The following is a 26,274-nucleotide window of genomic DNA, read 5'->3' on the forward strand; positions in this document are numbered from 1 at the left end:
TTTGGCAACAACGAGTCAGACAAATTCGCGCTTTGATTTTGTTGTTACCCCCTATGAAAACGCTTTATATTTGAGGTGTACAAATTATCATTTTAAACATGTCAACATCTCATAAATAGGGGTAAAGGAGGGTGCAGTATGGAGAGCGTGGAAACAAAAAACTCTTCGGGTGGAATACGGGTCTCGGTACAAAAGTTTGGACGGTTCTTGAGTGCGATGGTGATGCCGAATATCGGTGCTTTCATCGCTTGGGGATTGATTACCGCTTTATTTATCCCAACGGGTTGGCTGCCTAACGAAAATTTGGCCAAACTGGTTGGACCGATGATTACGTATTTACTGCCACTGCTGATCGGTTATACCGGCGGGAAGATGGTCCATGATGTTCGAGGCGGGGTCGTAGGTGCCGTCGCTACGATGGGGGTTGTCGTAGGTGCAGACATCCCGATGTTCCTGGGAGCCATGATCATGGGGCCTTTGGGCGGCTGGGTCATGAAAAAAGTGGACCAATTGTTCGAAGGAAAAATTCGTTCCGGCTTTGAAATGCTAGTGAATAACTTTTCCGCTGGTATTGTGGGCGGGTTACTGACACTTTTGGCTTTCCAAGCAATTGGGCCTGTCGTTGTAGGCTTGAGCAAGGCGCTTGCAGCGGGTGTAGAAGTCATTGTAGGTGCAGGATTGCTGCCGCTTGCCAGCATTTTCATCGAGCCAGCGAAGATCCTGTTTCTGAACAATGCGATTAACCACGGTATTCTGAGCCCGATCGGTCTGGATGAAGCGGCGAAGCTGGGGCAATCGATTTTCTTCCTGCTTGAATCCAATCCGGGGCCAGGTCTGGGAATATTGTTGGCATACTGGCTTGCTGGCAGAGGCAGTGCCAAGCAATCGGCGCCAGGTGCTGTCATCATTCACTTCTTCGGGGGTATCCACGAAATTTACTTCCCGTATGTGCTGATGAATCCGCGTCTGATTCTAGCGGCCATTGGTGGCGGGATGGCTGGTGTGTTTACCTTCACGCTGCTTGGCGCAGGATTGGTGGCGCCACCTTCTCCAGGTAGTATTTTCGCTTTGATTGCAATGGCTCCGCGTGGTGGATTGCTACCGGTACTGGCTGGTGTGTTGGCAGCGACTGTCGTGTCCTTCCTCATCGCGTCTGCTCTCTTGAAAATGAGCGCGAAGACAGACGAAGATGAACTGGAAAAAGCGACAGAAAAAATGCAAGAGATGAAAGGCAAAAAAGCACAGGCACAAGAAGCGGTAGAAGCTCCAGTGAAGCATGAGGTAGCTGCTGCTGACGTGAAAAAAGTTGTCTTCTCTTGCGATGCGGGAATGGGCTCTAGTGCGATGGGTGCGGCGTCCTTGCGCAAAAAGTTCAAGGATGCGGGCCTGACCGAGATTACGGTCATCAATACGGCGATCAACGACATTCCAAGTGACGCTGATATCGTCATTACGCACAAGTCTTTAACAGAAAGAGCGCAGGTCAAAGCGCCTTCTGCGGAGCATATCTCCATTGAAAATTTCTTGAATAGTCCCGAGTATGACAAGTTGGTCAAACGCCTGGGGTAAAGGGAATCAACGCTAGTGAGAGCTAGCGTCTTCCCTCTTTGGCGTTGAGGAGGGAACGAAGACATGCATGTATCCTCTCGACAGCGATCCATTATCGAGATTTTATTGAAGGAACAAAAAGGAGTTACCGTTGGTTCGATCGCCGAGCAGATTGGAGTAAGCGGTCGTACCGTTCACAGGGAATTGGATGCGCTGGCTTCCTTGTTTGACGAATTTGAACTGGAGCTGGTCAGAAAAACAGGTTCAGGGCTTGAAGTGGTGGGGACTGACGAGCAAAAGCTTGCACTCAGAATGTCTGTCCTGCATCACATGACGAAGGAATACACCGCGCAGGAACGAAAGGCAATCATCCTGTGCGCGCTTCTGGAGGCATCGGAGCCAGTCAAGCTGATTTCGCTGGCGATCGATTTGAAAGTGACGACAGCGACCATCAGCCATGATCTGGATGATTTGGAGACCATGCTTGCTCGTTACGATCTGTCACTCTTGCGAAAAAGAGGGTACGGCGTAGAGCTGCAAGGTACAGAGTCATCCAAGCGACGGGCTATCAGCAGACTGATTGCCGAGCATCTGGACGATCACGAGCTGATTGGGATTATCAAAGAAAATATTCAAAACAAGGCATTGCGAGACATCGACTCGATATCAGAACGGCTGCTTGGCTTGATTGACCGGGAAAAGCTGATTAAGGTCGAGAATGCATTGAGCCATCTGGACGAGGAGCTTCCCTATCCTTTGGCAGACAGCGCTTATCTCGGATTGGTCACGCATTTGGCATTGGCCATGGAACGGATTGAAAAAGGCGAGGGCATTCATTTTGACGAGAATACCCTAAGTGAATTGAATGGAACTCCCGAATACGAAATAGCCAGCAACATCATGGAACGACTGAAGCAGATTTTCCAAATGGATATCCCAGCAGATGAGATCGGCTATATTACGATGCATTTGAGGGGAGCCAAGCTGCGGCATTCTCCGGATGACCAGGTATGGACCGAAAATACGGAGCTCATGGTCATTACGAAACGCTTCATTCAAGCCTGCGAAGAACGCTTGGACATCCCGCTTGGCAATGACGCCTCGCTGTTCCATGGTCTACTGACGCATTTGGAGCCAGCGTTGTACCGATTACAGCGGAAGATGGAGATTCGCAATCCGATTCTCGAGCAGATCAAGCAAAACTATCCTGAGCTATTTACCGTAACAAGTGAAGCAGTCCAAACGATTTTGCCAGAGCTACAAGTTCCAGATGAAGAGATCGGGTACCTGGTGATGCATCTTGGTGCGGCATTGGAGAGAACGCGCCATGAGCAGCAGTGGTACCGGGCATTAGTGGTATGCTCCAGCGGAATCGGCTCCTCCAAGATTTTGGCAACGCGGATCAAAAAAGAAATACCGGAAATCGTCAGCTTGAAAAATCTGTCCATGTTCGATTTGGAAGAGGTTCCAGCAACGGAATATGACTTGGTCATTTCCACCCTTCCATTGCCGCTCGATCCAGCAGAATATGTCGTGGTCAGCCCGCTGCTTCCGCCAGACGACATCCAAAAAATTAAATATCAATTGCACACGACGAACCAGAAACGATCCCATCAGGAGAAAAGTCAGCTGGTTCCCGTAGGACAGCAGTCCATCGAACAACTAAGGGCTATGCAATACTACACTGCGTATGCCAATGAGCTTTACGACGGGCTGTGGGGAATGAGATGGGATAACCGTGATCAGGACATCGCCCAGCTTTTGAGCCAAATCAGCAAGAGGCTGAAAGAGCGTGGAACGATCGAGGAGGTCGAACCGGTAGTCAAGCAGTTGATCGAGCGGGAAAAGCTCGGCGGTTTGGGGATTCCGGGAACATCCTTGGCTCTTTTTCACGGAAGAAATGAAGCAGTGAACCAGGCGTCTTTTACGTTTCACCAATTGCGAGAGCCCGTCCTTCTTCGCTCGATGGATGAAGAAGTGATATCCATTGACATGCTTCTGCTACTTTTAGGGCCGAAAGAAGTGCCGAAGGAAGGGCTGGAAGTACTCAGTGAGATCAGCTCCCTTTTGATTGAAGAAGAAATGCAAGTGGTTTTGAAAACCGGAGAAACACAGCAAATTGCTGATTATATAGCAGGCAAAATGTATGCGTTTTGCCTCAAAAAGATAGGATTGGAGAGATCGAAATGAAAAACATACTGACAGCAGAAAAAATCATGTTGAATGCAAAGGTAGCCAATAAAGAAGAAGCGATCAGACTGGCAGGACAATTGCTAGTGCGTGCAGGCCACGTAACGGAGGCGTATCTAGAGAAAATGCAAGAGCGCGAGCAGTTGGCGACCACATATATCGGAAGCGGCGTAGCCATCCCTCATGGAACAAACGAATCCAAGGCAGAGATTCAATCCACCGGGATCTCCATCATTCAAGTTCCCGAGGGTGTAGATTTTGGAGAAGGAAATACAGCTTACTTGCTGGTAGGTATTGCTGCTGTTGGAGACGAGCATCTGGAGGTGCTCTCGAACATCGCGATTCTTTGCTCCGAGGAAGAAAACGTCAAGCGGATTGTAAACGCGGCTTCGGCGGAAGAAATCATCGCGATGTTCTCCGAGGAGGTGTAATCTCCTATGCTAGCTGTACATTTTGGAGCAGGGAACATTGGGCGAGGCTTTATCGGGCAACTGTTGCAAAAGGCTGGCTATGAAATTGCGTTTGTGGATGTCAATGCGGCTTTGGTCGATGAGCTAAATGAGCGAAAAATGTATCGCGTACAACTAGCAACAACAGGAAAACCGGAGTCGGTCGTGGAAGGAGTTCGAGCGATAAATGGTCAGGATGTAACGGCGGTAGCTGAAGCGATCGCAACTGCCGATTTGGTTACGACGGCAGTTGGTCCCAGCATTCTTCCGCACATTGCAGGGGCCATCGCAGCCGGTATTACCCGGAGACTTTCTGTTCATGCGAAGCCACTGAATGTGATTGCATGCGAAAATATGATTGGCGGCAGTGAGAAGCTGAAGGAACATGTGTATGAGCATCTGACGGAAACGGTTCAAGCCAAGGCAGCACAATGGATCGGATTCCCCAATGCAGCGGTAGACCGGATCGTTCCTTTGCAGCAGCATGATGACAAGCTGCTGGTTATGGTTGAAACGTTTTTCGAATGGGTGGTAGATTCGTCGCAGATGGTTGGAGAAGTCCCTACCATAGAGGGCGTTACCTATGTGGAGGATCTCGCGCCGTACATCGAAAGAAAGCTGTTTACCGTCAACACAGGCCATGCGGTCATCGCGTACCTGGGGTATCAGCTGGGGATGAAAACGATTGATGAAGCGATGCGAGACGACCGGATTGTTCAGGCGACACGCGCGGCTCTTCAGGAGACAGGTGCACTGCTTGCTGCCAAGTACGGATTTGACCCGCCAGTTCATGGGCAGTATGTAGAAAAAATCCTCGGCAGATACACCAATCCGCTGCTGTCTGACGATATTGTCAGGGTGGCACGTTCGCCGATCCGCAAGCTGTCGCAGCATGATCGTTTGGTCGGACCAGCGCTGCAATGTATGGAAAAAGGAATGAATCCAGAGTATTTAGGTCTGGCTATTGCAGCGGCACTGGCATTCGACTATCCCGAGGATGCGGAGTCCGCACAGATACAAGCAAGCCTGAAAGAGTTTGGATGGGAAAATACATTACACAATTGTACCGGCATTCCGGCAGGTCATCCTCTTGAGGAGATCGTGCGCGCACAGGCACGCAGATTGAAGGAATGGTCAGGTAGCCATTGAGAGAGGCTGGTGTTACGATGTCCCAAAAGATCACAGGTGTAAAAGCTTCAGCAGGTATAGCCATTGGCAAGGCGTTTTTACTGACAACGCCCGATTTACAGATCAATACCGTAGCGATTGAAGATCCGGCGAGTGAAATCCAACGCTTTCAAGAGGCATTGGCTCGAGCAAAAAATGATTTGGAGGACATCGTTCTGCGCGTGGAGCGGGAGATGGGGACGGATCATGCAGACATTTTCAAAGCTCACCTGCTCGTCTTGGAAGACCCGGAACTAGTCGATACCGTCAAAGATAAAATCTCAAATGAAAAGACAAACGCCGAAAGTGCTTTGAATGATGTCGCGCAAGCATTCATCGGACTTTTCGAGCAAATGGATAACGAATACATGCGGGAGAGAGCAGCAGATATTCGTGACGTGACCAAACGTGTACTTTCTTACTTACTTGGGGTACCGTTTGCAGGACTTGGTGAGCTGACAGAGGAAGTAATCATTGTAGCGGATGATTTGACGCCCTCCGATACGGCCCAATTAGACCGTCGCTATGTCAAAGGCTTCGTCACGGATATTGGTGGACGAACCTCGCATTCTGCGATTATGGCACGTTCTCTGGAGATTCCTGCTGTTGTCGGAACACAAGGGATCACTCGTGCAGTTCAGCCCGCGACGCTCATCATTCTCGATGGGCATGAAGGAATCGCGATTATCGACCCGAGTGAAGAAGAGATCGCTGTCTACAAACGCAAGCAGGCTGATTACGAAGCGCAAAAAGCCGAACTGGCGAAGCTTGTGAACAATAAAACGGTCACGTTGGACAATCATCATGTCGAGCTTGCCGCCAATATCGGAAGTCCTGAAGATGTTGCTGGGGCAAACGCCAATGGTGCTGAAGGTGTCGGGCTGTTCCGCACTGAATTTCTGTACATGGGACGAAATGATTTTCCGACGGAAGATGAGCAATACATTGCGTACAAGCACGTGCTGGAGCATATGGGCGACCGCCCGGTGGTTATTCGCACATTGGACATTGGCGGGGACAAGCATCTCTCTTACTTGGCTTTGCCAGAAGAAATGAACCCGTTTCTTGGACATCGCGCCATCCGGCTGTGTCTCGACAACCAAGGACTGTTTCGTACGCAGCTGCGTGCTCTATTGCGCGCAAGTGTACACGGCAATCTGAAAATCATGTTTCCGATGATTGCGACACTGGAGGAGTTCCGCCAGGCGAAAGCGATTTTGGAGGAAGAGAAAAAATCATTGGTAGATCGTGGAATTGTAGTATCCGATCAGTACGAAGTGGGTATCATGATTGAGATCCCTGCTGCGGCACTGATGGCCGATCAATTTGCACGCGAAGTTGACTTTTTCAGCATTGGAACCAATGATTTAATTCAATACACAATGGCAGCCGACCGTATGAACGAGAAGGTCGCTTATCTCTACCAGCCTTATCACCCTGCCGTTTTGCGCTTGCTGCACAACGTCATTAAAGCAGGGCACGCACAGAACAAATGGGTAGGAATGTGCGGAGAGATGGCGGGCGATCCAATCGCGATCCCGATTCTATTGGGAATGGGTCTGGATGAATTTAGTATGAGTGCAGGGAGCATTTTGCCTGCGCGAGAACAGCTGAGTCGTTTGAACGTGGAGGACGCAGCGAAACAGATTGATACGATTTTACAGATGAGCACTTCTGCACAAGTAGAGGCGTTCGTGAAGGAATGGCTTGAGAGAGTGTAGTAAAGGAGGCATATCAGAATGGTAGAGAAAAAAATAGTGGTTCAATTGGCGCACGGCCTGCATGCACGTCCTGCTGCGAATTTTGTGAAGGTGGCCACGACATTTTCCAGCGAAATTAAAATCATCAAAAATGAGAAAAATGTAAATGGCAAGAGCATCATGGGAATTATGGCAGCAGCGATTGGAAAAGGGGAAGAAATTACCCTGATCACGGATGGTGTCGATGAACAAGAAGCGATGGCAGCATTGGAAAAAGCATTGACTGAAAAGGAATAGCGAAAAGAAAAGGAAAGACGATAAGCCCCTCAAAAATTGAGGGGTTTTTCTGTTGTTCCGGGAAGTTCAAGTAGACAGAAGGTGTGCAAAAGGGTGCGAAAAGGGTGTCAGTCGCTTCTGGGCTCGTTGTTCTTCTAAAAGCAGCTCCATTTTCAGGCGGACGCGCTCCGAGTGTGTGGTTTTGTAGAGCAGGATTACCAAATTCCGTATTTCTAAAGGATCGGTCGTGAGATTGTACAATTCGTAATCAGTCATTGTGGGGTTGTATACATCCTCGGCAAAATAGCGGGAGTATTTCCATAAAGCGCTGTGCCCGGCGGAATACATGTAGGCGAGGACCGTTTCAATCCGATTCGGAGGGATGACAGAGTCATAGGGTTGGTGCTGCACACTCACTTGATGCTGTCCTTTTGTCACATCGTCGTCCGTCATGAAGTAGATCGGCTCGCTGGAGATAGATTCCGTATCGTGAGACAAGATGAGGGGAGTAAGATCACGACCGACAAGCGGGCGTACCTCGCTATGTGTATAAATCAGCTCCTCACTAAGCCTATCTGTGTCTGCTCCAGCCATCCCGAGTAGTGTCGGAAGAATATCCACATGACTGGTTAACAGCTCTGTGGAGGTTGCGTGTGGAAAAAGGAGTGGGTTGTGGATAATCAGAGGAACGTGAATCGCCTCTTCATAGGCACAGTACCATTTTTGATGCAGATTGCCGTGAGCGCCCAACAATTCGCCGTGATCGGATGTGAACACGACGAGTGTCTCGGGATAAAACGAGCAGGAGGCGAGTGCTTCAAGAACACGCATCACTTCCCGATCGGCGTTTTTCTGGAGCTGATAGTACAGTCTTCGATAATGGGCTTGGTCCGAAATGGGCTGGAACGCTTGTGGATATACCTCCCGATAACTCGCTTGGCAGCGCGGTTTTGTCGCAAGTGATTCGTGCTGAGTAGGGGGCGGGGCAACTGTGGGAACGGACTTATCCACATGGAAGCGAAAAAACGGTGTGCCCGCAGAGATATCCCCATAGATCGCGATGTCATGTGGATTGACGAAAGACGCCACGATCAGCCAAGGATGGTAGCTTTCAACGGAGTTTTTTTTCAGGTCCAGTGCATGGAGCAGCTCTATGACTTCGCTGCTGTATACCACATCACGACCATTTACTCCGATGGCTGCGGACGAACCGGAGTTATGCGGCGCTATTCCATGCGGTTCAGGCCCTATCCAACTGGAAAAGCCATAGCCGTCCAGCCGATCAGCAAGCAAGTATAAGCGCTCTTTATCTGGATCAGGAACTCCCGTTATAGGGGTATAGCTGGGGATAGGAAAGTGGGTGCCCGGTACCCAGATGTCGGCATCGGATATATGCCACTTGCCTTTATAGAAACACCGATAGCCCGCTTGACGAAAATAATTTCCCATCGTCGGGACGGTATTGCGATCAAGCCAGAACATGTCGCTGTCGGGAGATCGTTTAGCGGCACCGCTGGTCTGGGTGACGCCGTGCAAAGAGGGATACTGACCGGTGAACAGGGTAGCTCTGCTAGGGCAACAGGCTGTGGAGCCAACGTAATGACGCTTGAACTCCAACCCATGCTCTCGCAAAAAAGCATGAGCGTGGAGTGTATCCTCGCTCCATTCGCGTATCGCAGGCTCTTCATAAACAGGGGGAAACCGTTCCTGATCCACAATGATGAACAAGATGTTCGGTCGTCTCCTCAACCATTTTCTCGACATATAGATCCCCCTTGGCAAAGATGTACACATCTTTATCAACATATGGGGATAAAGTTTGTCCTTATCCACAAAAAAACTCGCCGATTATCAAGAAATCGGCGAATTCGAATTCGAATATTTGGTTATCCACAGCTATTTATACCAATACAAAGGAGAGTACCGATAAAAGAATCGAAGTAATACTCATGGCAATCAGTGGGCGCGCCGCTTTTGTCCGCAGTGCACGCAGATTGACATTGAGGCCAAGCCCGACCATAGCCATGGTGAGCACAAAGGTTGTGACATTGGCGACGCCATTATGGAACGCTTCTGAGACAGGAATGGATGTGCCGAGAACGTAGCTTCCAAAAACACTCATGGCGAGGAAGCCGATCAGGAACCAAGGGAATTCAATCTTGGTGCCACTTTGTAATTTCCCGGAGCGTTTCATCCAAACCATCAGGATAAAACAGAGCGGAACCAACAGGAGCACACGCCCCAATTTTGCCAGCAGTGCAATGGCTAGCCCATCTTGACCCGCTGGTGCAGCAGCCAATGCGACATGGGCAATCTCGTGCAGACTAATTCCTGACCACATGCCGTATTCGACCGCGGACAGGGGAAGAAATGGACGCAGGATCGTGTAGGCAACAGCAAATAGGGTTCCGACGAGTGCGATCATTCCTACCCCGATGGCGGTATCTTCATCCTTGGCGGCAATGATAGGCGAAACGGCTGCAATTGCCGCTGCTCCACAGACGCCTGTACCGACTCCGAGCATGAGGGAGAGGGAAGAGTCTGCTTTCAACCACTTGGCTATTAGCATCGTAACCGCGATGGCAAAGATAATGACACCAGCGTCATAGACGAGAAGCCCGAGGCCTTCATTCAAGACGACGTCGATATTGAGCTTAAGACCGTACAAAATAATAGCCAGACGCAGTAAACGTTTGGCGGAAAATTGAATCCCTGATCGCAATACTTCCGGATATCCACGAAAATGCCGGTATGCGACCGCGATCAGGATCGAACAGGCGAGGGGGCCGACTTGTTGAAAGCCAGGTATTTTCGCTAAGCCGTAGCCTGTCAGGGCGATGAAAAAAGTAAAAGCGATTCCAGCCATCCACAGTGAGAAGGATGCGGGGTTGCTTTCGTTGTTTTTTGCGGTCTGTACGCCGGCATTGCTTTCATTCAATGGCACGCTGCTTTTGATCGGAGTTGCCATTGCCATCACTCCTCGAAAAGATTTACAAACTCAGCATACGGCAACTGTTATAATAAGAAAAATAAATCATTGCGATGATCATCATAAGTGAAATGAATGGTTAGTGGTGGAAAGGAGAGTGAAGGCAGTTGGATCAGCATTTGCTCGTGTTCGTGACCGTTGCAGACAGACAGAACTTTTCCCGAGCGGCAGAAGAGCTCCATATGACGCAGCCTGCCGTTAGTCAGTATATTCATGCGCTCGAGCGCACGATAGGGACAAAGCTCCTGGAGCGAAGCAACAAATATGTTCGCTTGAATAAAGCGGGGGAGATTGTCTATCATCACGCTCGGGAGATCTTGGGCTTGTACACGCGGATGCAGAGCCTCGTGGATGATTTGATGAATACGCCAAGCGGGCATTTGACTATTGGCGCCAGCTACACATATGGAGAGTATGTGCTGCCTCATGTCATTGCGCGTCTTCGTCAGTATTACCCAATGATTACCCCCACGATTACGATTCACAATTCCACAGTCATTGCTGAGCTGGTGGCGAAGCGACAACTCGACGTCGGGATTGTTGAGGGGGAGTATGTGGACGAAAAAATGTGCGTGGAGCCGTTTGCTGATGATCGTATGTATTTGATTGCTTCTCCAGAGCATCGATTGGCTGGGCAGTCTGAGATCAGCATTGACGAGCTGATGAAGGAAACGTGGATTGTGCGGGAAGAAGGGTCAGGCACGAGGGAAGCGGCTGAAAAAATGTTTCGCCAACTGCAATTCACACCGCAAAAGCGAATGGAGTTCGGCAGTACACAGGTGATCAAGGAATCAGTGGAGGCTGGTCTGGGAATCAGCTTACTGTCTTATTGGGCCATCCGCAAGGAACGCAAGCTCGGCACGCTCTGCACATTGAAGGTGACGGGGACACCGGTTACCCGTGACTTTTCGCTCGTCACGAAATCCGACGAGTTTCACACCAAAGCATTGGACATCTTCATGGATCTTATCCGCACACATGTGCCGGAGGGGGCCCATACATAAAAGAGGAAGCGGCACGTTCGGTACGTGCTGCTTCCTCCTTTTTATTTCAAGCGGACGAGGTCTGGATGGGCGAGTGAAAGACGAAAGGTTGTTCCTTCTGGAGAAGTCCGAATCAATTCGACATTTCCGTTGTGTGCTTTTGCTAATAGTCGGGAGATCGTCAGGCCAAGCCCCAATCCCTGTTTCTTTTTGCGTTTGCTATCGCCGCGATAGTACCGTTCGAAAATGAATGGAACCTCTGACTCAGGAATCCCTTTTCCATTGTCGGTCACGTCGATGGAGAGGAAGTCGCTTTGATTATGGACACCGATCTCGATCTGCGTTGCATTTGCAGCAGCGCTGTTCCCTAATAAATTGAGCAAAATTTGTTTAACATGTGATTCATCGCCGATCCATACGATTTCTGGTCCAGTCGGGTTAACTGTCACAGATACGTCTGCAAATGAAGGCAAGGTTTGCACCTGTGCGACTATCTGATTTAACGTGCTGTCGATTTGAATGGATTGCTTTTCGACGAATACCTCACCTGCTTCCATTGAAGAAAAGTCGAGGAGGTCATTGACCATTGTCTGGAGTCGCTTGGCTTCGTCCATGCTGATTTGCATGAATTCATCCGCATCTGCACCTTTCACGACGCCGTCTTTGACCGCTTGAATCATCCCGCGGATCGAGGTGACAGGGGTACGTAGCTCATGGGAAACACCAGCCAAAAGGTCGGTGCGCATCCGCTCTAGTTGTCCAAGCCGTTTCGCCATATCGTCAAAGGAATGAATCAGCTGACTGATTTCCGCTTCTTTGATTTTGGAAGAATTGGGCAAGGACGGCGTGTAATTCCCGCTGGATATTTGCTCTGCCGCTATTGCCAACTGCCGCAAGGGCTGTGTTAACGAGCGAGAAAGTACATAGACGATGGCCCAACCGCACAAAGTGATGATTCCGATGGAAACCATGATCGTGATATAGGTGTGGACCAAATCATTGTTAAGGGGGGTACTGACGTAATAAGTGCCTGCGACTGCATTGTGTTCATAGTAAGGGACACCTACACGCAGCCAGGTAGCTCCCTTTGTGGCAACGACCTCCCGTATTTCCTTTGTTTTGTCCACAGGCTGGGCAGGAGTAGGCAACTGCGCAACGGTAACGGTCGTCGTCTGATTCAGCATATCCTTCTTGAACGTCTTGCCCGCATCATCGTAAATCTGTACCACGTGATCGATTGGGACAGTCGGCATGACTCGAAATGCGATCATGGCGGTATTGGCTGCGGGTGTTGCGGTGTCAGGAATAGCCGGAGACGCAGGGCCAGTCACACCAGTGACAGCCTGACTAGAAACACCAACTGTTGTTTGTGCCAAATCCTCTATCTTTACAGAAGAAGTCGAGGTGCTCTTGGCAAGCAACACCTTGGTATACGAATCAGCGAGTAACTCTGTTCTTGCTTCCAGTACTTCAAACTGTTGTTCTGTAGCTGCTTTATTAATCCAATAGATGCCAAAAAAGCCGATACCAAAAAGAATGACCGATAATATCAAGGCATAGCGCCACGTCCAGTAACGCAAGAGCGGTACAGCAGTTCTAGTAGAAGTAGATCGTTTAGTAAACACGCAGGCTATACCCCATTCCTCTGATTGTGCTGATTTCCCCTTCGGAAGTCGGCCAAGGCAGCAAGCTTTTGCGCAAGCGCTTCACTGCGGTATCCACAGAGCGATCGCCCCCTTCAAAATCCATTCCCCACACCTGATCCAGCAACTGATCTCGGCTGAAGCATTGGTTCGGATGTCGCGCCAGGAAAACGAGCAGTTGCCAATCCCGTGGCATCATGGCAAGGGGTGTTTTCCCGATCAAGGCATTTTGGGCAGTAACATCTATGGAAAGTGTCCCGAGTCTGATCGTATCTGCTTCGGCGATATAAGAGGAACGGCGGAGCACAGCTTGTACACGGGCGAGCACTTCTTCTGGATCAAATGGCTTGGCGATGTAATCATCTGCACCTTGTGCCAGCCCTTGGAGCTTGTCCGGCACGGTACCGCGAGCTGTGATAATAATGACCGGGCAACTGCCGTATTGGCGAATCTGATCGAGTATATCCAAGCCGTCATGATCGGGCAGCATCAGGTCAAGTAGGACAAGATCTGGTTTCCAGGAGAAAAAAGTCGGAATTGCCTCGTGATCACCCTCGTTCCATTTTACTTCATAGCCCGCTCGTTCCAGGTAGACCTGGACAAGTCGGGCAATCGGCATTTCATCCTCGATGAGTAGAATTCGTTTCACGAAGAAACACCTCCTATCTATCTCAAGTCAATTTGTACTTATCATAGCAATGATAGACATCATTTTGACTGACATCATTTGTAAAAAATGTTCTTGTTCAGTTGTTTAGCATAATGGAGTTTTGTGTCCGTTGAATGGCGAAGGGCATAACTAAACCTCTGGCAGTTTCCTGCTAGAGGTTTTTGTGTGTGCTTGAAAGGCAACGCTTATTTTTTGATGGTAGGTACTGCGACTGTTGTACCTTTTGTGATCTTGCCTTCTTTTTCGAGCTGTTTGATCAATTCGTCAACGGTGATTCCTTTCTCTTTTGCCAATTGCTCCAAACTGATTGCTGGTTTAGTAAAGGAAGCTGCTTCACCAGTGGCGATCGCGCCTTCTTTTTCAAGCTGCTTGATCAACTCTTCCACAGAGATGCCTTTTTCTTTTGCTACTTCTTCCAGATTGATAGTTGTCGTGGAAGCATTCATTGCCAGCTTGCCTTCTTTTTTAAGCTGCTTGATCAACTCTTCTACGGAGATGCCTTTTTCTTTCGCCATTTCTTCCAGATTCATAGCAGGGTCCAGAGCGATGAATGCTCCGCCGTCCTGGTTTTCAGGATCGAGAGAAATGACTGCGAAGCCCTGAATCGTGCCGTCTGGGTTGCTGGTAGCTGTTGCTTCCGTCAGTTTTCCTTCTTCTTTAAGCTGCTCGATCAACTCTTCTACGGAGATACCTTTTTCTTTCGCCATTTCTTCCAGGTTCATCATCTTACTGTTATCGCTGTTGCCATCGAATTTCATGAAGGAGAAGCTCGTTGTCAGATCGCCGTCTTTCGTGATAGTAGCTGCTCCTTTCGTCAGTTTGCCTTCTTTTTCAAGCTGCTTGATCAACTCTTCCACAGAGATGCCCTTTTCCTTTGCCATTTGCTCCAGGTTAAAAATCGGTTTGTTAAGAGCATCTGTACCATCTTTGGTCACCATTTTCAGTGGAGCAGAAGAACCAGTCGTTTTCGCTGATTCATTTGCCGCAAACGCGGAACCTGCCATTGCGGATACTGCCAAAGCCATAACTGTCATTGCCATTTTCTTTTTCATTGTAAAATTCCTCCTTGGGGTTCTGTATATGGTGTTGAGCCATGTTTGTGGGCTTGCCCGTCTCGGCTACAACACAAATGTAACGGGAGCGTGTGTCCGTAATATGACCGGAATATGGAAAAGTGACGGAATGCCGAAAAGGCTTGCATACAACAGTGGCTGAAGACGGTGGACTTACGCTATAAATTGAAATGTATATAGGAATACCCCTGACAGCATCGCGTCAGAGGTATTTGTTTTCGTTATTTGACAGTGTTCCTATATCACAATTGACGTACGGTTTATTTTTGGGAGACAGGCGTTACTGTTTCGCCCCGTGTGATGCCTTCTTTTTCAAGCAGCTTGATCAACTCTTCCACGGAGATGCCCTTTTCTTTTGCCATTTGCTCCAAGCTGATTGCAGGTTGAATAAAGGAAACTGCTTTACCCTGTGTGAATTTACCTTCTTTTTCAAGCTGCTCGATCAACTCTTCCACAGAGATGCCTTTTTCTTTCGCCATTTCTTCCAGGCTGATCATCTTACTGTTAATGCTGTAGGCATCGAATGGAATGAGGGAGAAGCTAGTTGTCAGATCGCCGTCTTTCGTGAAAATTGCTTCTTTCGTCTTCGCTGGTTCACTTGCCGCAAACGCGGAACCTGCCATTGCGGATACTGCCAAAGCCATTACTGCCATTGCCATTTTCTTTTTCATTGTAAAATTCCTCCTTGGGGTTTTGGAAGATAGTGTTGAGCCATGCCTGCGGGTTTGCCCGTCACGGCTGCAACTCAAAGATAACGGGGGCGTGTGTCGGGAAAATGACCAGAATATGGAAAATTGACAGAATGCCGAAAACACTTGCATACAATAGTGGCTGAAGACGGTGGACTTACGCTATAAATTGAAATGCATGAGGAATACCTCTGACAACATCGCGTCAGAGGTATTTGTTTTCGTTATTTGACAGTGTGCTTGTATCACAATTGACGTACGGTTTATTTTAGGGAGGCAGGTGCTACTGTTTCGCCCCGTGTGATTTTGCCTTCTTTTTCAAGCTGCTTGATCAACTCTTCCACGGAGATGCCCTTTTCTTTTGCCATTTGCTCCAAACTGATTGCAGGGTGAGTAAAGGAAGCTGCTTCACCAGTGGCGATCGTGCCTTCTTTTTCAAGCTGCTTGATCAACTCTTCCACAGAGATGCCTTTTTCTTTCGCTACTTCTTCCAGATTGATAACTGCCGTGGAAGCATACATTGCCAGCTTGCCATCTTCTTTAAGCTGCTCGATCAACTCTTCTACGGAGATGCCTTTTTCTTTCGCCATTTCTTCCAGATTCATAGCAGGGTCCAGAGCGATGAATGCTCCGCCGTCCTTGTTTTCAGGATCGAGAGAAATGACTGTGAGGCCTGGATTGGTGCCGTCTGGGGAGCTGGTAGCAACTCCTGTCATCACCTTGCCTTCTTTTTTAAGCTGCTCGATCAACTCTTCTACAGAGATGCCTTTTTCTTTCGCCATTTCATCCAGGTCGATCGGCTTACTGTTATCGCTGTTGGCATCGAATGGAATGAAGGAGAAGCTAGTTGTCAGATCGCCGTCTTTCGTGATAGTAGCTGCGCCTTTCGTCAGTTTTCCTTCTTTTTCAAGCTGCTTGATCAACTCTTCCACAGAGATGCCCTTTTCCTTTGCCATTTGCTCCAGGTTAAAAATCGGTTTGTTAAGAGCATCTGTACCATCTTTGGTCACCATTTTCAGTGGAGCAGAAGAACCAGTCGTTTTCGCTGGTTCATTTGCCGCAAACGCGGAACCTGCCATTGCGGATACTGCCAAAGCCATAACTGTCATTGCCATTTTCTTTTTCATTGTAAAATTCCTCCTTGGGGGGTCTTTAGATTGTGGTGAGCCTTGTTTGCGGGCTTGCCCGTCTCGGCTACAACACAAATGTAACGGGGGTGTGTGTCCGTAATATGACCGGAATATGGAAAAGTGACGGAATGCCGAAAACGCTTGCATTTTTCTGTACCTTGTTCTACATTAGAGACAGGTAAAAGACCACGTAAATAGCGTGTAATCTTCTACCCACAAGTGAATAATCAAAAGGCAAAGGTGCCCTTGAACACGGCTTATTTTTTCGTGTTTAGGCACCTTTTTTTACTTTTGATCAGGGATGTTGTCTTGAAAGGAGTGACACGCATGGAAAAACCAATTCGAGCGACGCCGCTTGCGATCCGACTGATTCCCAATGTCGATCCTCAATTTGCGGAGAAGCTGAACCTGCCTTCCCATATTCGCAGTCTGGGTCTTTTGACCTCAACGATTGACGATGTGGGGTATACGGCCATTGATGAAGCGACCAAAAGTGCAGCGGTGGAAGTTGTGTATGCCAAGTCGTTTTATGCAGGCTCAGGCCATGCGTCTGGACCGTTGTCCGGGGAGTTCATCGGGATGATCGGAGGCGCGACGCCATCGGAGGTGCAGAGCGGACTGGATGCAGCCGTTGCATTTATGGAAAGCGGAGCATGCTTTTACTCTTTGAATGATGAAGGGACGCATGCGTATTACGCCCATGTTGTGTCGCGGACGGGCAGCTACTTGTCTCAAACCGCCGGAATTCGCGAAGGTGAGCCGCTTGCTTACTTGATCGCTCCGCCGCTGGAGGCCATGTATGGTATTGATGCCGCCCTCAAGGCTGCAGATGTACAAATGGTTCAATTTTTTGGTCCACCGACAGAAACGAACTTTGGGGGAGCACTACTCACTGGCAGCCAATCGGCCTGCACGGCAGCCGCCGATGCTTTTGCCGAGGCCGTAAGAAGTGTCGCCAAACAGCCTGTCAAACGATAATAGGGATTTTTCCTCTTGAAGGGGAGGTAATGTAAATGCGCGCTACAACATATTCACTCGGCATGATCGAGACGCTGGGCTTGCCTGCTCTCATCGCTGCCGCAGACGCTGCTGCCAAGGCGGCAGACGTCAAAGTTGTTTCTTATGAAGGAGCGGACGCAGGAATCGTCACTTTATACGTGATCGGGGATGTATCTTCGGTTATGGCAGCAGTAGATGCTGGCGCCGACGCAGCTCGACGTGTCGGAAGATTGCTGCACTCACACGTGATTCCACGTCCTGACGAAAATGTTCCAAGAATGATTAAAAACCTGCTAAAACCGGAAGTGAAAGAAGAGGTTAAGGCAGAGCCGGCTAAAGCGCCAGTGTCCGGATTGCAAGATCAATCCATCAATGACCTGCGAAAAATGGCGCGTTCGTATGCGGACTTCCCGCTGACAACGAACGAAATCAACATGGCGAAGAAAGAAGATCTCATTCGTCTGTTGGAAGAGAAACAAGGCGGAGGTGACAAAGCCTAATGACACTCGACGCTGATCTGTATTCCATACAGGAAGTGCGTACCTACCTCGCACAAGCGAAGGAAGCACAGGCCAAGTTCGCTACTTACAGCCAAGAGCAAGTTGACCGGATCATCGAAGCCATGTCCAAAGCGGGCGTGGAGCATGCGGATCGACTCGCAGCTATGGCTGTAGAAGAAACGGGCTTTGGTAACGTTCCAGACAAACGGATGAAAAACCTGTTTGCTGCGCAAGATGTGTACGCATCTGTAAAAGACGTAAAAACAGTTGGCATCATCCGTAAGGACGAAGAGAACAAAGTGTGGGAAGTGGCGCAGCCATTCGGAATCGTAGCTGGTATCGTACCTTCCACCAATCCGACGTCCACGGTTATCTATAAATCGATGGTCTCCCTCAAGGCGAGAAATGCGATTGTCTTCAGCCCGCATCCGTCGGCAGCCAAGTGTACGCTGGAAGCAGCGCGACTGATGGCGCAGGTGGCAGTAGCGGCTGGAGCACCAGAAGGCTTGATTCATTGCGTTACCAAGCCTACGCTTCCAGCGACAAACGAATTGATGAAGCACAAGCTGACCAATTTGATTCTCGCGACTGGCGGAACGCCGATGGTACGCGCAGCGTACAGCTCCGGTAAGCCTGCATACGGTGTGGGACCTGGTAACGTTCCGGTCTACGTCCACCACAGTGCTGACTTTGCTGCTGCTGCCAAGCGCATCGTGCAGAGCAAGACGTTTGACTATGGTACGATCTGCGCTTCTGAGCAAGCATTGGTAGTGGAAGAATCCATGAAGCACCAATTGATTGCTGCCCTGAAGCGTGAAGGCGCCTACTTCCTGAACGAGCAAGAGAAGGAAAAGGTAGCTGCCATCGTCACGATAAACGGCTCGCTGAACGCGAAGATCGTAGGCCGCTCTCCGCATGTGATCGCTCAAATGGCGGGTATTACCATCCCAGCTGATACGCGTGTCCTGGTTGCGGAGGAGAACAATGTAGGTAAAGCATATCCGATGTCCGTTGAAAAACTGGCTCCGGTCCTTGCTCTCTACACGGTTCAAGGCGACAGCGAAGCATTTGCCCGTTGCCGCGAATTGCTGGAGCATGGTGGTCTTGGACATACAGCGGGTATTCACGCCCAGGATGACAATGTCATCGCAGCGTATGGTCAAGCAATGCCAGCATCTAGAATTCCGGTAAATACGGGTACGACCTTCGGAGGAATTGGTGCAACGACTGGCGTACAACCAGCGTTCACACTTGGATGCGGTTCTTTAGGGGGCAACGTCACTTCCGATAACATCGGTGCGAAGCATATGTTCAACATCAAGCGTGTTGCGTTTGGCATCAAAGAAATGCCGCAATCAACGCCAGCACCAGCAGCTCCTGCGACACAAGCGGAAGAAGCTGTCCTACAGGCTGTCTCTTCTATGAACGTTGGCTTGAGCCGCGATGAGATCAAAAACATCATCAAATCCGTGTTAACAGAAATGACGACTTAGAGTCGTAAAACACTAAAATTTTGGAGATATAATTAAGGAGGAAATGAAAATGGCTGGAGAAATGTCCGCATTGGGAATGGTAGAAACAAAAGGTTTGGTAGGAGCAGTTGAAGCTGCTGACGCAATGGTAAAAGCAGCGAACGTAAAACTGATCGGTAAAGTACACGTAGGTGGCGGTCTCGTGACTGTTATGGTACGTGGTGACGTAGGTGCAGTAAAAGCTTCCACAGACGCAGGTGCCGCTGCTGCTGAAAAAGTAGGAGAACTCGTATCTATTCACGTAATTCCACGCCCTCATGGAGACATTGAACTGATCCTGCCTAAACTCGAAGGATAATAAATCCCTATGGCAGTGATTACAGAAGCATCCTTGAGAGCGATGCATAAGTCAGGCATTCCAAACCCCTTTCTCGTTGAGAAAGGGGATAAAATAACACCAGCAGCGGCAGATTTCTTGAAAGGAAGAGGGATTCAAGTGAAACAAGTTGATCAGAACCAGCAGCCTTCCACCAATCAAGCTGCCGAGGCAGTGCGAGAAATTCCTTTGGGCGTATCTAACCGTCACATTCATTTGTCGCAAGCAGATGTCGAGAAGCTTTTCGGAGCCGGACATCAATTGACGCCAATGCGTGATTTGTCGCAACCGGGCCAGTTTGCTTGCCAAGAAACAGTTACCATCGTGGGACCAAAAGGCAGCATCCACGGGGTTCGCGTTTTGGGACCAGCTCGTGGCGCGACACAAGTGGAAATTTCCAGAACAGACGGCTTTGCGGTAGGTGTTCAGGCACCTGTGCGTATGTCTGGAGATATTGAAGGAACACCAGGTATGGTACTCGTTACGGCAAAAGGGACAGTCGTGATGGACAAAGGCGTAATCGTAGCGAAGAGCCACGTTCATATGTCTCCGGCAGATGCCGAGCAATATCAAGTGAAGGATGGCGATTCGCTGATTCTGGCGACGCAAAGCGATCGTCCTATCATCTATCCAGATGTAGTCGTTCGTGTACATCCGCAGTTTGCACTTGATTTCCACGTTGATACGGATGAAGGAAATGCCGCTAATTTGAAAACGGGCGACCGGGTAAAAGTGATCGGCAAGAACGGGCAATTTTACTCCGGCTAACGGAGGTTGAGCTTGATGGACATCAGAGAAATGGTGGCGTCGATTACAAAAGAAATTTTGCAGTCGATGAATACGGAAAAGCAAAGCACAGCGCCTCGTGTCCTGTACGTTTTTTGCGACAGCCAGGCTCATGAGGCGTTTCAGGATCATTTTATCCAACTGAAAAACCACGGGATCTGCCATGACATTCTCTTCCTGGACGGAGAAACCTCCTCTTGGTTGGGAATGCACAAGATCGAATGTGGGGGAGCAGGCAGAATCCTTACAGCAGATGAGTACGCTCCTGCTCCGTTGGAAGTGCCGAAAGATTATGTCGGTATCGTGATTCCTGAAATCGATTTGGATAATGCAGCAAGAATTGCTTCCGGTCTAAAAGGAACGATCAAAGCGGAAATCGTCTTTTCCGCATTGGTGACGGGTAAATTCGTCATCGCTGGTTCCGATGTGCCAGGAATCAAGCGCGCAGACCGTCGTACCCTGCAAACATTGACACTGACACCTGCTTATGAAAAGCTGTTCAACCGTCACGTTGAGGGCATGAAAGAACTGGGTGTGGAGTTTGCTGAGCAACGCCGTCTGGCTGATCGCGTGGTTTCGAAGCTGAAGTCTCAGCTGCAAAAAGTGGAGACTACTACCAAGACAGAACAACCGACATTGACTCCTTTGGATGAGCAAGAAGCCGTCTTTTCCGGGAAGCTGTTGACAGCGGATTGGATCAGATCTCAGCCTGAGCTTCGCGATACGACTTTGATCGTGAAAAAAGGTGCAATTGTTTCTCCGCTTGCTTATGACAGCATGAGAGAACGCGGCATTACGGTCAGCTATTTAGGAAAAGGGTGATCGCATGTTTTTGGGAAAAGTGATCGGCAGCGTCTGGGCCACGCAAAAAGAAGCAGGTATGGAAAATCTCAAGCTCATGGTGGTTCAGCCGATTGATTGGCGTGGCGAAGAAGGCGGACAAACCGTTATCGCAGCGGACAGGATCGGTGCGGGAATCGGGGAGCAGGTTATCGTCTCTCGTGGGACGCCTGCCCGAATCCTTTTCTCCGGCACCAGTGTGCCGATCGATGCGATCATCGTAGGCATTGTGGATTCGTTTGAGGTGCCGGGTGCCGCAGGAAGAGAGGAATAGGAATGGAACAGGAACGTTCACGAGTCATCCAGGAATTCGTACCAGGGAAACAGGTCACGTTGGCTCATGTAATCGCAAACCCTGACCCAATGCTCTATACCAAGCTAGGTATCAATGAGGCTGGTGCGATCGGCATCTTGACTTTGACGCCTACCGAAACAGCCATTATTGCCGCAGATATTGCGACAAAGGCTGCTGGCGTCGAGCTTGGGTTTCTCGATCGTTTTACAGGTTCACTGATTGTCGTAGGAGATGTATCTGCTGTTGAAATGGCAGTCGAAGCGGTCAATCAGGTGCTGAGCGAAAAACTGCGGTTTACACCGGCCTTGGTGACGAAATCATGACCGGCCGTGTAATGATTATCGGTGCAATTGAAGCAGGAAAGTCTTCTCTGGTGCGGGCGCTGTTCAATGACGAACAGCCTGCCCGGAAGACTCAAGCGCTCGAATATCGGGACTGGGCGATCGACACTCCGGGTGAGTACAGCGAAAACCCGATGTTTTATCGCACGCTTATGGCTACCTCTCTTGAGGCGAAGGTCATTGTGATGGTGCAGGATGCTACGCGGGAACGCAATTATTTCCCTCCTGGCTTTTCGCAAGGGTTTCCGCAATCGTGCATCGGGGTCATTACCAAAATGGATCATCCTGATGCAAATGTGGAGAGAGCAGAACAATTCCTGCGTCAATCGCTCGGCAATGCGAGAATTTTCCGGACCTCCTCGCTAACAAGTGAGGGAGTATCAGAATTGCGAGCGTATTTGCAAGAAATTGTAAACGAGTAAGAGTGATTAACCAGTATTACACCCCTTTCCGCCGTAGCGTGTCTGTGAGAAAATGAGGTCATATCAACTCCTAGCAGGTGAAAAGAGGTTCACATGCAATCAATACGAGAAGTGTGCAAAGCGTCCACGACGTTGAGTGATGACGACATTCGGATTGTGGAGGATCTGGCTTCCAAGCTTCAGATTTTTGCTGATCTGTCTCAAGCGGACATGTTTATCGATTGTCCGACGGTAGATCGGAGCGCTGCGATGGTAGTCGCACAAGCTGCACCGAGTACGGCACGCTCTATGTACAGTGGATCGGTCGTAGGGCATTTGGCGACGGCGATTAATGAGCCGGCCGTTATGTATTGTCTGACTACAGGCAAGCCCGTCATCGGTTCACGTGGGGTTTCACAGGAGCAGGTCGTGATGCGACAAAGCGTCGTACCCATCACGAATGCAGCTGGAAAAACAATCGGGACCTTGATAACTGAACAAGATATATCCAAACAGGTGGAACAGGAAAAGAACGTTGAAATGCTCAAGGAAACAACGGAGCAATTAAGCGAGACGCTCATCCAGTTTGCTGTGCCTGATTTGCCCATTTCGTCGCTTTTGCACGAGGGCATGATTTTGTTTGATCAGAGTGGGGTTATCACGTACGCCAATGGTCGTGCCCACAAGCTGCTCTCCTTGATTGGCTTTGAACGGCCGGAAAAAGGCGAGAGCATCGAACGTATTTTTTCCTGGAGAGTTACCCCGGAGAATTTTGTACGCAACGGGGGTTATATTCAGGAGGAGCTGTCAAAAGGCAAACATTTTATCATGATGAAAGCGGTTTCGTCCGTCCGCAAGCAAGACATCATTGGGGGATTCATTCTCCTGCGAGACATATCGGACATTCGGGAAAAAGAAAAGCAATTAATGATCAAATCCGCGGTGATCAAAGAGATTCACCACCGGGTCAAAAACAATTTGCAAACCATCTCTAGCCTGTTGCGCCTGCAAATGCGGCGTTCGCAGTCCAACGAGATTGAAAAGGTATACCGGGAAAGCATCAATCGCATCAACAGCATCGCCATTATTCACGAATACTTGGCACAGGATGGTCTGGAGCAGATTGACTTCAAAGAGATTTTAACCAAAATATCGAAAATAATCGTCTCTTCGATGAGACGTTCTGAGCAAGCTATACACGTTGTGGTGACGGGCGAGTCAGTGTATCTGCCGTCCAACAAAGCAACATCATTTGCCTTAATCGTCACCGAGCTGATTCAAAATTGCATGATTCATGGTTTCCATGAGCAGCAAGAAGGGAAAATCTCTATTGCACTGGTTGCCAAGGAAGACTTCGTTAGTTTGTCTGTGACAGATGACGGAGTAGGCATCGAGGACATGGAGCAAATCCACAAAAAGGGCCATCTCGGCCTGAAAATTGTCGATACGCTGGTCAGGGAAGACCTCGAAGGCACCATGCATTTCCGCAACACTGGGAACGGAACAGAGGTTACCATACTCTATCCGATCCAAAAGGAGGATGAAGATGACACAGCCGAAGATTATGGTGGTTGATGACGAGCCGATTATTCGCATGGATTTGCGCGAGATGCTCGAAAATGAAGGGTATTTAGTGGTTGCCGAGGCGAAAAACGGAGAAGAGGCAGTCTCACTGGCCCATCGTCACAAGCCCGATCTGATTATCATGGATGTGAAAATGCCTGTCTTGAATGGAATCAAGGCAAGCAGTATCATTCGTTCCTTTTCAGACAGTTCCATTCTTCTTTTGACGGCTTATAGCCAAAAGGAACTCGTCCAGGATGCCAGAAAAGCGGGTGTGACGGCTTACTTGGTGAAGCCGGTGTCGGAGGATGACTTGATTCCCGCAGTAGAAATCGCACTCAGTCAAAAGGAAAAAGTCGTTTCACTGAAGAAGGATATAAATGATCTGAAGCAAAAGATCGAGGATCGCAAGGCAGTGGAAAAGGCAAAAGGAAAGCTGATGAGTGCCCTATCCTTGGAAGAGGATGCGGCATACAAATGGATGCAGCAAGTAAGCATGCAACGGCGCATGCCGCTTGTGAAGCTGGCAGAGGAAATTTTGTCGGGCGAGCAGGCCATTTTTATACAAGGCTAGTACTGACGTTATCATAAAAAGCAGTGACAAGTAGATACGAAGAGAGCAAAGGCGCTTGAATCAGACCGGAAGCGAGGATCCGGCTGTTCAAGCGTTTTTTCGTAAGGCCCGTCTGACACGCCAATGGTTCAAGGAGGTTCATATGGACGAACAATGGATCCAAAGCGTCGGGATCGATGTGGGAACAAGCACGACCAAAATGATCGTAAGCCGATTGCGATTGGGTCGCATGTCCAGCACGTTTTCGCTGCCGCGTTATCAGATCGTGGAGCGACAATTGCTGTATGCGAGTGAAGTACATTCCACACCGCTCATCGGATTTGATGAAATCGACGCTGACGGAATCGGATCGATTCTTGCAGCCGAGTACGACAAGGCACAAATCAGCTTGTCTCAAATCAAGTCCGGGGCGGTCATCATTACCGGAGAAACAGCCAGCAAAAAGAACGCACAGCATATCGTTCATCTGTTGGCTGAACGCTCCGGGGATTTCGTGGTAGCGACAGCAGGTGCTGACCTCGAGGGCGTGCTGGCGGGCAAGGGCGCTGGTGCAGAAAAACGCTCGCAAGCCATGCAAGGTGTGATCGTCAATGTCGATATTGGCGGAGGAACAGCGAATGCAGCCTACTTCCAACGTGGCCGAGCGATTGCGACGGTTACGTTCCACGTCGGAGGAAGGCTGATCCGTCTCAGTCCGCAAGGTGTCGTTCAATACGTGTCGCCGAACATTCAACAATGGCTGTCGGCAAAAGGACTGCATATTCAAGTCGGACAGGAAATCGGATTCGCGCAGCTCACAGAGGTTGCCGAACAGCTAGGACGCAGCATGCTCGATTATTTGACGGGCAAAGAGCGCCAAGTATCGGGCTTGCTCGTAGTGGGACCGCATTTGCGCGATTCCATCCCTGTTGCTGAATTGACTGTCTCAGGCGGTGTGGGTCTGCTCATGAGCGGACCTCCCGTCCAAAATATTTCGGATGCGAGCCGATATGGCGATTTTGGCCCACTGCTCGGATATGTACTCCAGCAGGAGCGCGAAAAAGGAACGTATCCGGTACAGTGGCTAGACCCGGATCAAACGGTGCGGGCAACGGTAATTGGCGCGGGGATGCAGAGCACGGAGATTAGTGGTTCAACCGTGCATATCAAGCCGGAGCTGTTGCCGATCAAAAATATTCCGATTCTCAAGCTGGAGCTTACCGAGGAACAATTGGCAGATGCCACACGACTGCGACAGGAAGTGGCTTCGATCTACCAACTGGGTGAGCGTCTGTTTGAAAAAACGACAGGGATTCCTTTCGCACTCGCGATCTCCGGCATCGGGTACTGCTCGTACGCTCTACTGCAGACGCTGTCCCAGGAGCTGTCGGAGCAATACCGGGCAACTTTCCCCGAGAGCCAAACCATGGTCGTGATCTGTGAAACAGATATGGCGAAAGCGCTCGGGCAGGCCTTGGCGCTACGTTGCAAAGGGGCACCGGAAATCATTTGCATCGATCAGGTGCGTGTGGAATACGGCGATTACATCGATCTGGGTGAGCCGATCTCGGGAACGATCATTCCCGTCGTCGTCAAAACACTCGCGTTTGATGAAAGGCCGTAACGTAAGAAGGGGTGGAC

The 26,274-nt window shown here is 49.5% G+C and carries 26 protein-coding genes; 19 read left to right on the top strand and 7 right to left on the bottom strand.

The window, feature by feature from the left end:
* The first annotated feature begins 138 nt into the window (after window positions 1–138).
* The 6 genes from HP399_RS02210 to HP399_RS02235 all read left to right on the top strand — a co-directional run bounded on the left by HP399_RS02210 (window position 139) and on the right by HP399_RS02235 (window position 7,351).
* On the top strand, window positions 139–1,569 hold the full coding sequence (locus HP399_RS02210; protein ID WP_173619851.1) for a PTS mannitol transporter subunit IIBC: 1,431 nt from the start codon (window positions 139–141) through the stop codon (window positions 1,567–1,569).
* A 63-nt stretch (window positions 1,570–1,632) separates the two neighbouring features.
* Window positions 1,633–3,738 (top strand): BglG family transcription antiterminator, encoded by a 2,106-nt coding sequence (locus HP399_RS02215; RefSeq protein WP_173619850.1) that lies wholly within the window; start codon window positions 1,633–1,635, stop codon window positions 3,736–3,738.
* Window positions 3,735–4,169: a PTS mannitol transporter subunit IIA gene (locus HP399_RS02220; RefSeq protein ID WP_016739619.1), complete on the top strand. Its 435-nt coding sequence runs from the start codon at window positions 3,735–3,737 to the stop codon at window positions 4,167–4,169. Before HP399_RS02215 ends, HP399_RS02220 begins: the two co-directional genes overlap by 4 nt.
* Before the next feature lie 6 nt (window positions 4,170–4,175).
* Window positions 4,176–5,336 (top strand): mannitol-1-phosphate 5-dehydrogenase, encoded by a 1,161-nt coding sequence (locus HP399_RS02225; protein ID WP_173619849.1) that lies wholly within the window; start codon window positions 4,176–4,178, stop codon window positions 5,334–5,336.
* A 17-nt stretch (window positions 5,337–5,353) separates the two neighbouring features.
* Window positions 5,354–7,075 carry a phosphoenolpyruvate--protein phosphotransferase gene (gene ptsP / locus HP399_RS02230; RefSeq protein ID WP_173619848.1) on the top strand — a complete coding sequence of 574 codons (1,722 nt, stop codon included), beginning with the start codon at window positions 5,354–5,356 and terminating at the stop codon, window positions 7,073–7,075.
* Between the two features lie 18 nt (window positions 7,076–7,093).
* Complete coding sequence (locus HP399_RS02235; RefSeq protein WP_173619847.1) at window positions 7,094–7,351, top strand: HPr family phosphocarrier protein; 258 nt, start codon at window positions 7,094–7,096, stop codon at window positions 7,349–7,351.
* 66 nt (window positions 7,352–7,417) lie between these two features.
* Here the strand turns inward: HP399_RS02235 and HP399_RS02240 are convergent, their stop codons facing one another.
* Together HP399_RS02240 and HP399_RS02245 are read right to left on the bottom strand one after the other, a co-directional pair.
* Window positions 7,418–9,094, bottom strand: a complete 1,677-nt coding sequence (locus HP399_RS02240; RefSeq protein WP_173619846.1) for a sulfatase family protein — start codon at window positions 9,092–9,094, stop codon at window positions 7,418–7,420.
* Between the two features lie 136 nt (window positions 9,095–9,230).
* A complete protein-coding gene (locus HP399_RS02245) occupies window positions 9,231–10,298 on the bottom strand; it encodes a YeiH family protein (RefSeq protein WP_173619845.1) in 1,068 nt (355 codons plus the stop codon).
* 128 nt (window positions 10,299–10,426) lie between these two features.
* Here HP399_RS02245 and HP399_RS02250 point away from each other — a divergent pair, with 128 nt between their 5' ends.
* Window positions 10,427–11,323, top strand: a complete 897-nt coding sequence (locus HP399_RS02250) for a LysR family transcriptional regulator (RefSeq protein WP_173619844.1) — start codon at window positions 10,427–10,429, stop codon at window positions 11,321–11,323.
* A gap of 41 nt (window positions 11,324–11,364) precedes the next feature.
* On the opposite strand, the gene HP399_RS02255 is transcribed toward HP399_RS02250, so the two are convergent.
* The 5 genes from HP399_RS02255 to HP399_RS02275 all read right to left on the bottom strand — a co-directional run bounded on the left by HP399_RS02255 (window position 11,365) and on the right by HP399_RS02275 (window position 16,504).
* Window positions 11,365–12,927 carry a sensor histidine kinase gene (locus tag HP399_RS02255; RefSeq protein ID WP_173619843.1) on the bottom strand — a complete coding sequence of 521 codons (1,563 nt, stop codon included), beginning with the start codon at window positions 12,925–12,927 and terminating at the stop codon, window positions 11,365–11,367.
* Entirely contained in the window at window positions 12,917–13,594 is a 678-nt protein-coding gene (locus HP399_RS02260) for a response regulator transcription factor (RefSeq protein ID WP_144618621.1), read from the bottom strand. The genes HP399_RS02255 and HP399_RS02260 overlap by 11 nt, the downstream gene beginning before the upstream one ends.
* A 206-nt stretch (window positions 13,595–13,800) precedes the next feature.
* On the bottom strand, window positions 13,801–14,667 hold the full coding sequence (locus HP399_RS02265; RefSeq protein ID WP_173619842.1) for a hypothetical protein: 867 nt from the start codon (window positions 14,665–14,667) through the stop codon (window positions 13,801–13,803).
* Window positions 14,668–14,948: 281 nt separating this feature from the next.
* Window positions 14,949–15,359 carry a hypothetical protein gene (locus HP399_RS02270; RefSeq protein WP_173619841.1) on the bottom strand — a complete coding sequence of 137 codons (411 nt, stop codon included), beginning with the start codon at window positions 15,357–15,359 and terminating at the stop codon, window positions 14,949–14,951.
* 281 nt (window positions 15,360–15,640) lie between these two features.
* A complete protein-coding gene (locus tag HP399_RS02275) occupies window positions 15,641–16,504 on the bottom strand; it encodes a hypothetical protein (RefSeq protein ID WP_173619840.1) in 864 nt (287 codons plus the stop codon).
* A 330-nt stretch (window positions 16,505–16,834) separates the two neighbouring features.
* On the opposite strand from HP399_RS02275, the gene eutL reads away from it, so the two are divergent.
* The 12 genes from eutL (at window position 16,835) to HP399_RS02335 (ending at window position 26,257) form a co-directional block, all read left to right on the top strand.
* Window positions 16,835–17,485: an ethanolamine utilization microcompartment protein EutL gene (gene eutL, locus HP399_RS02280; protein WP_106839572.1), complete on the top strand. Its 651-nt coding sequence runs from the start codon at window positions 16,835–16,837 to the stop codon at window positions 17,483–17,485.
* 35 nt (window positions 17,486–17,520) lie between these two features.
* Entirely contained in the window at window positions 17,521–18,006 is a 486-nt protein-coding gene (locus HP399_RS02285) for a BMC domain-containing protein (RefSeq protein WP_106839573.1), read from the top strand.
* On the top strand, window positions 18,006–19,499 hold the full coding sequence (locus HP399_RS02290; RefSeq protein ID WP_173619839.1) for an acetaldehyde dehydrogenase (acetylating): 1,494 nt from the start codon (window positions 18,006–18,008) through the stop codon (window positions 19,497–19,499). Before HP399_RS02285 ends, HP399_RS02290 begins: the two co-directional genes overlap by 1 nt.
* 49 nt (window positions 19,500–19,548) lie before the next feature.
* A complete protein-coding gene (eutM, locus tag HP399_RS02295; protein ID WP_007720104.1) occupies window positions 19,549–19,836 on the top strand; it encodes an ethanolamine utilization microcompartment protein EutM in 288 nt (95 codons plus the stop codon).
* A 9-nt stretch (window positions 19,837–19,845) separates the two neighbouring features.
* On the top strand, window positions 19,846–20,622 hold the full coding sequence (pduL, locus tag HP399_RS02300) for a phosphate propanoyltransferase (RefSeq protein ID WP_173619838.1): 777 nt from the start codon (window positions 19,846–19,848) through the stop codon (window positions 20,620–20,622).
* Window positions 20,623–20,637: 15 nt separating this feature from the next.
* On the top strand, window positions 20,638–21,462 hold the full coding sequence (locus HP399_RS02305) for a hypothetical protein (RefSeq protein ID WP_173619837.1): 825 nt from the start codon (window positions 20,638–20,640) through the stop codon (window positions 21,460–21,462).
* A gap of 4 nt (window positions 21,463–21,466) precedes the next feature.
* Window positions 21,467–21,754, top strand: a complete 288-nt coding sequence (locus tag HP399_RS02310) for a EutN/CcmL family microcompartment protein (protein WP_007720099.1) — start codon at window positions 21,467–21,469, stop codon at window positions 21,752–21,754.
* 2 nt (window positions 21,755–21,756) lie between these two features.
* A complete protein-coding gene (gene eutS / locus HP399_RS02315; protein ID WP_007720097.1) occupies window positions 21,757–22,098 on the top strand; it encodes an ethanolamine utilization microcompartment protein EutS in 342 nt (113 codons plus the stop codon).
* Window positions 22,095–22,538, top strand: a complete 444-nt coding sequence (locus tag HP399_RS02320; RefSeq protein WP_173619836.1) for a EutP/PduV family microcompartment system protein — start codon at window positions 22,095–22,097, stop codon at window positions 22,536–22,538. Before eutS ends, HP399_RS02320 begins: the two co-directional genes overlap by 4 nt.
* Before the next feature lie 93 nt (window positions 22,539–22,631).
* Window positions 22,632–24,092 (top strand): sensor histidine kinase, encoded by a 1,461-nt coding sequence (locus tag HP399_RS02325; protein WP_173619835.1) that lies wholly within the window; start codon window positions 22,632–22,634, stop codon window positions 24,090–24,092.
* Entirely contained in the window at window positions 24,064–24,654 is a 591-nt protein-coding gene (locus HP399_RS02330) for an ANTAR domain-containing response regulator (RefSeq protein WP_173619834.1), read from the top strand. The genes HP399_RS02325 and HP399_RS02330 overlap by 29 nt, the downstream gene beginning before the upstream one ends.
* A 142-nt stretch (window positions 24,655–24,796) precedes the next feature.
* On the top strand, window positions 24,797–26,257 hold the full coding sequence (locus HP399_RS02335; protein WP_173619833.1) for an ethanolamine ammonia-lyase reactivating factor EutA: 1,461 nt from the start codon (window positions 24,797–24,799) through the stop codon (window positions 26,255–26,257).
* Window positions 26,258–26,274 lie beyond the last annotated feature (17 nt).

The sequence above is a fragment of the Brevibacillus sp. DP1.3A genome, from assembly GCF_013284245.2.
Lineage (GTDB): Bacteria > Bacillota > Bacilli > Brevibacillales > Brevibacillaceae > Brevibacillus.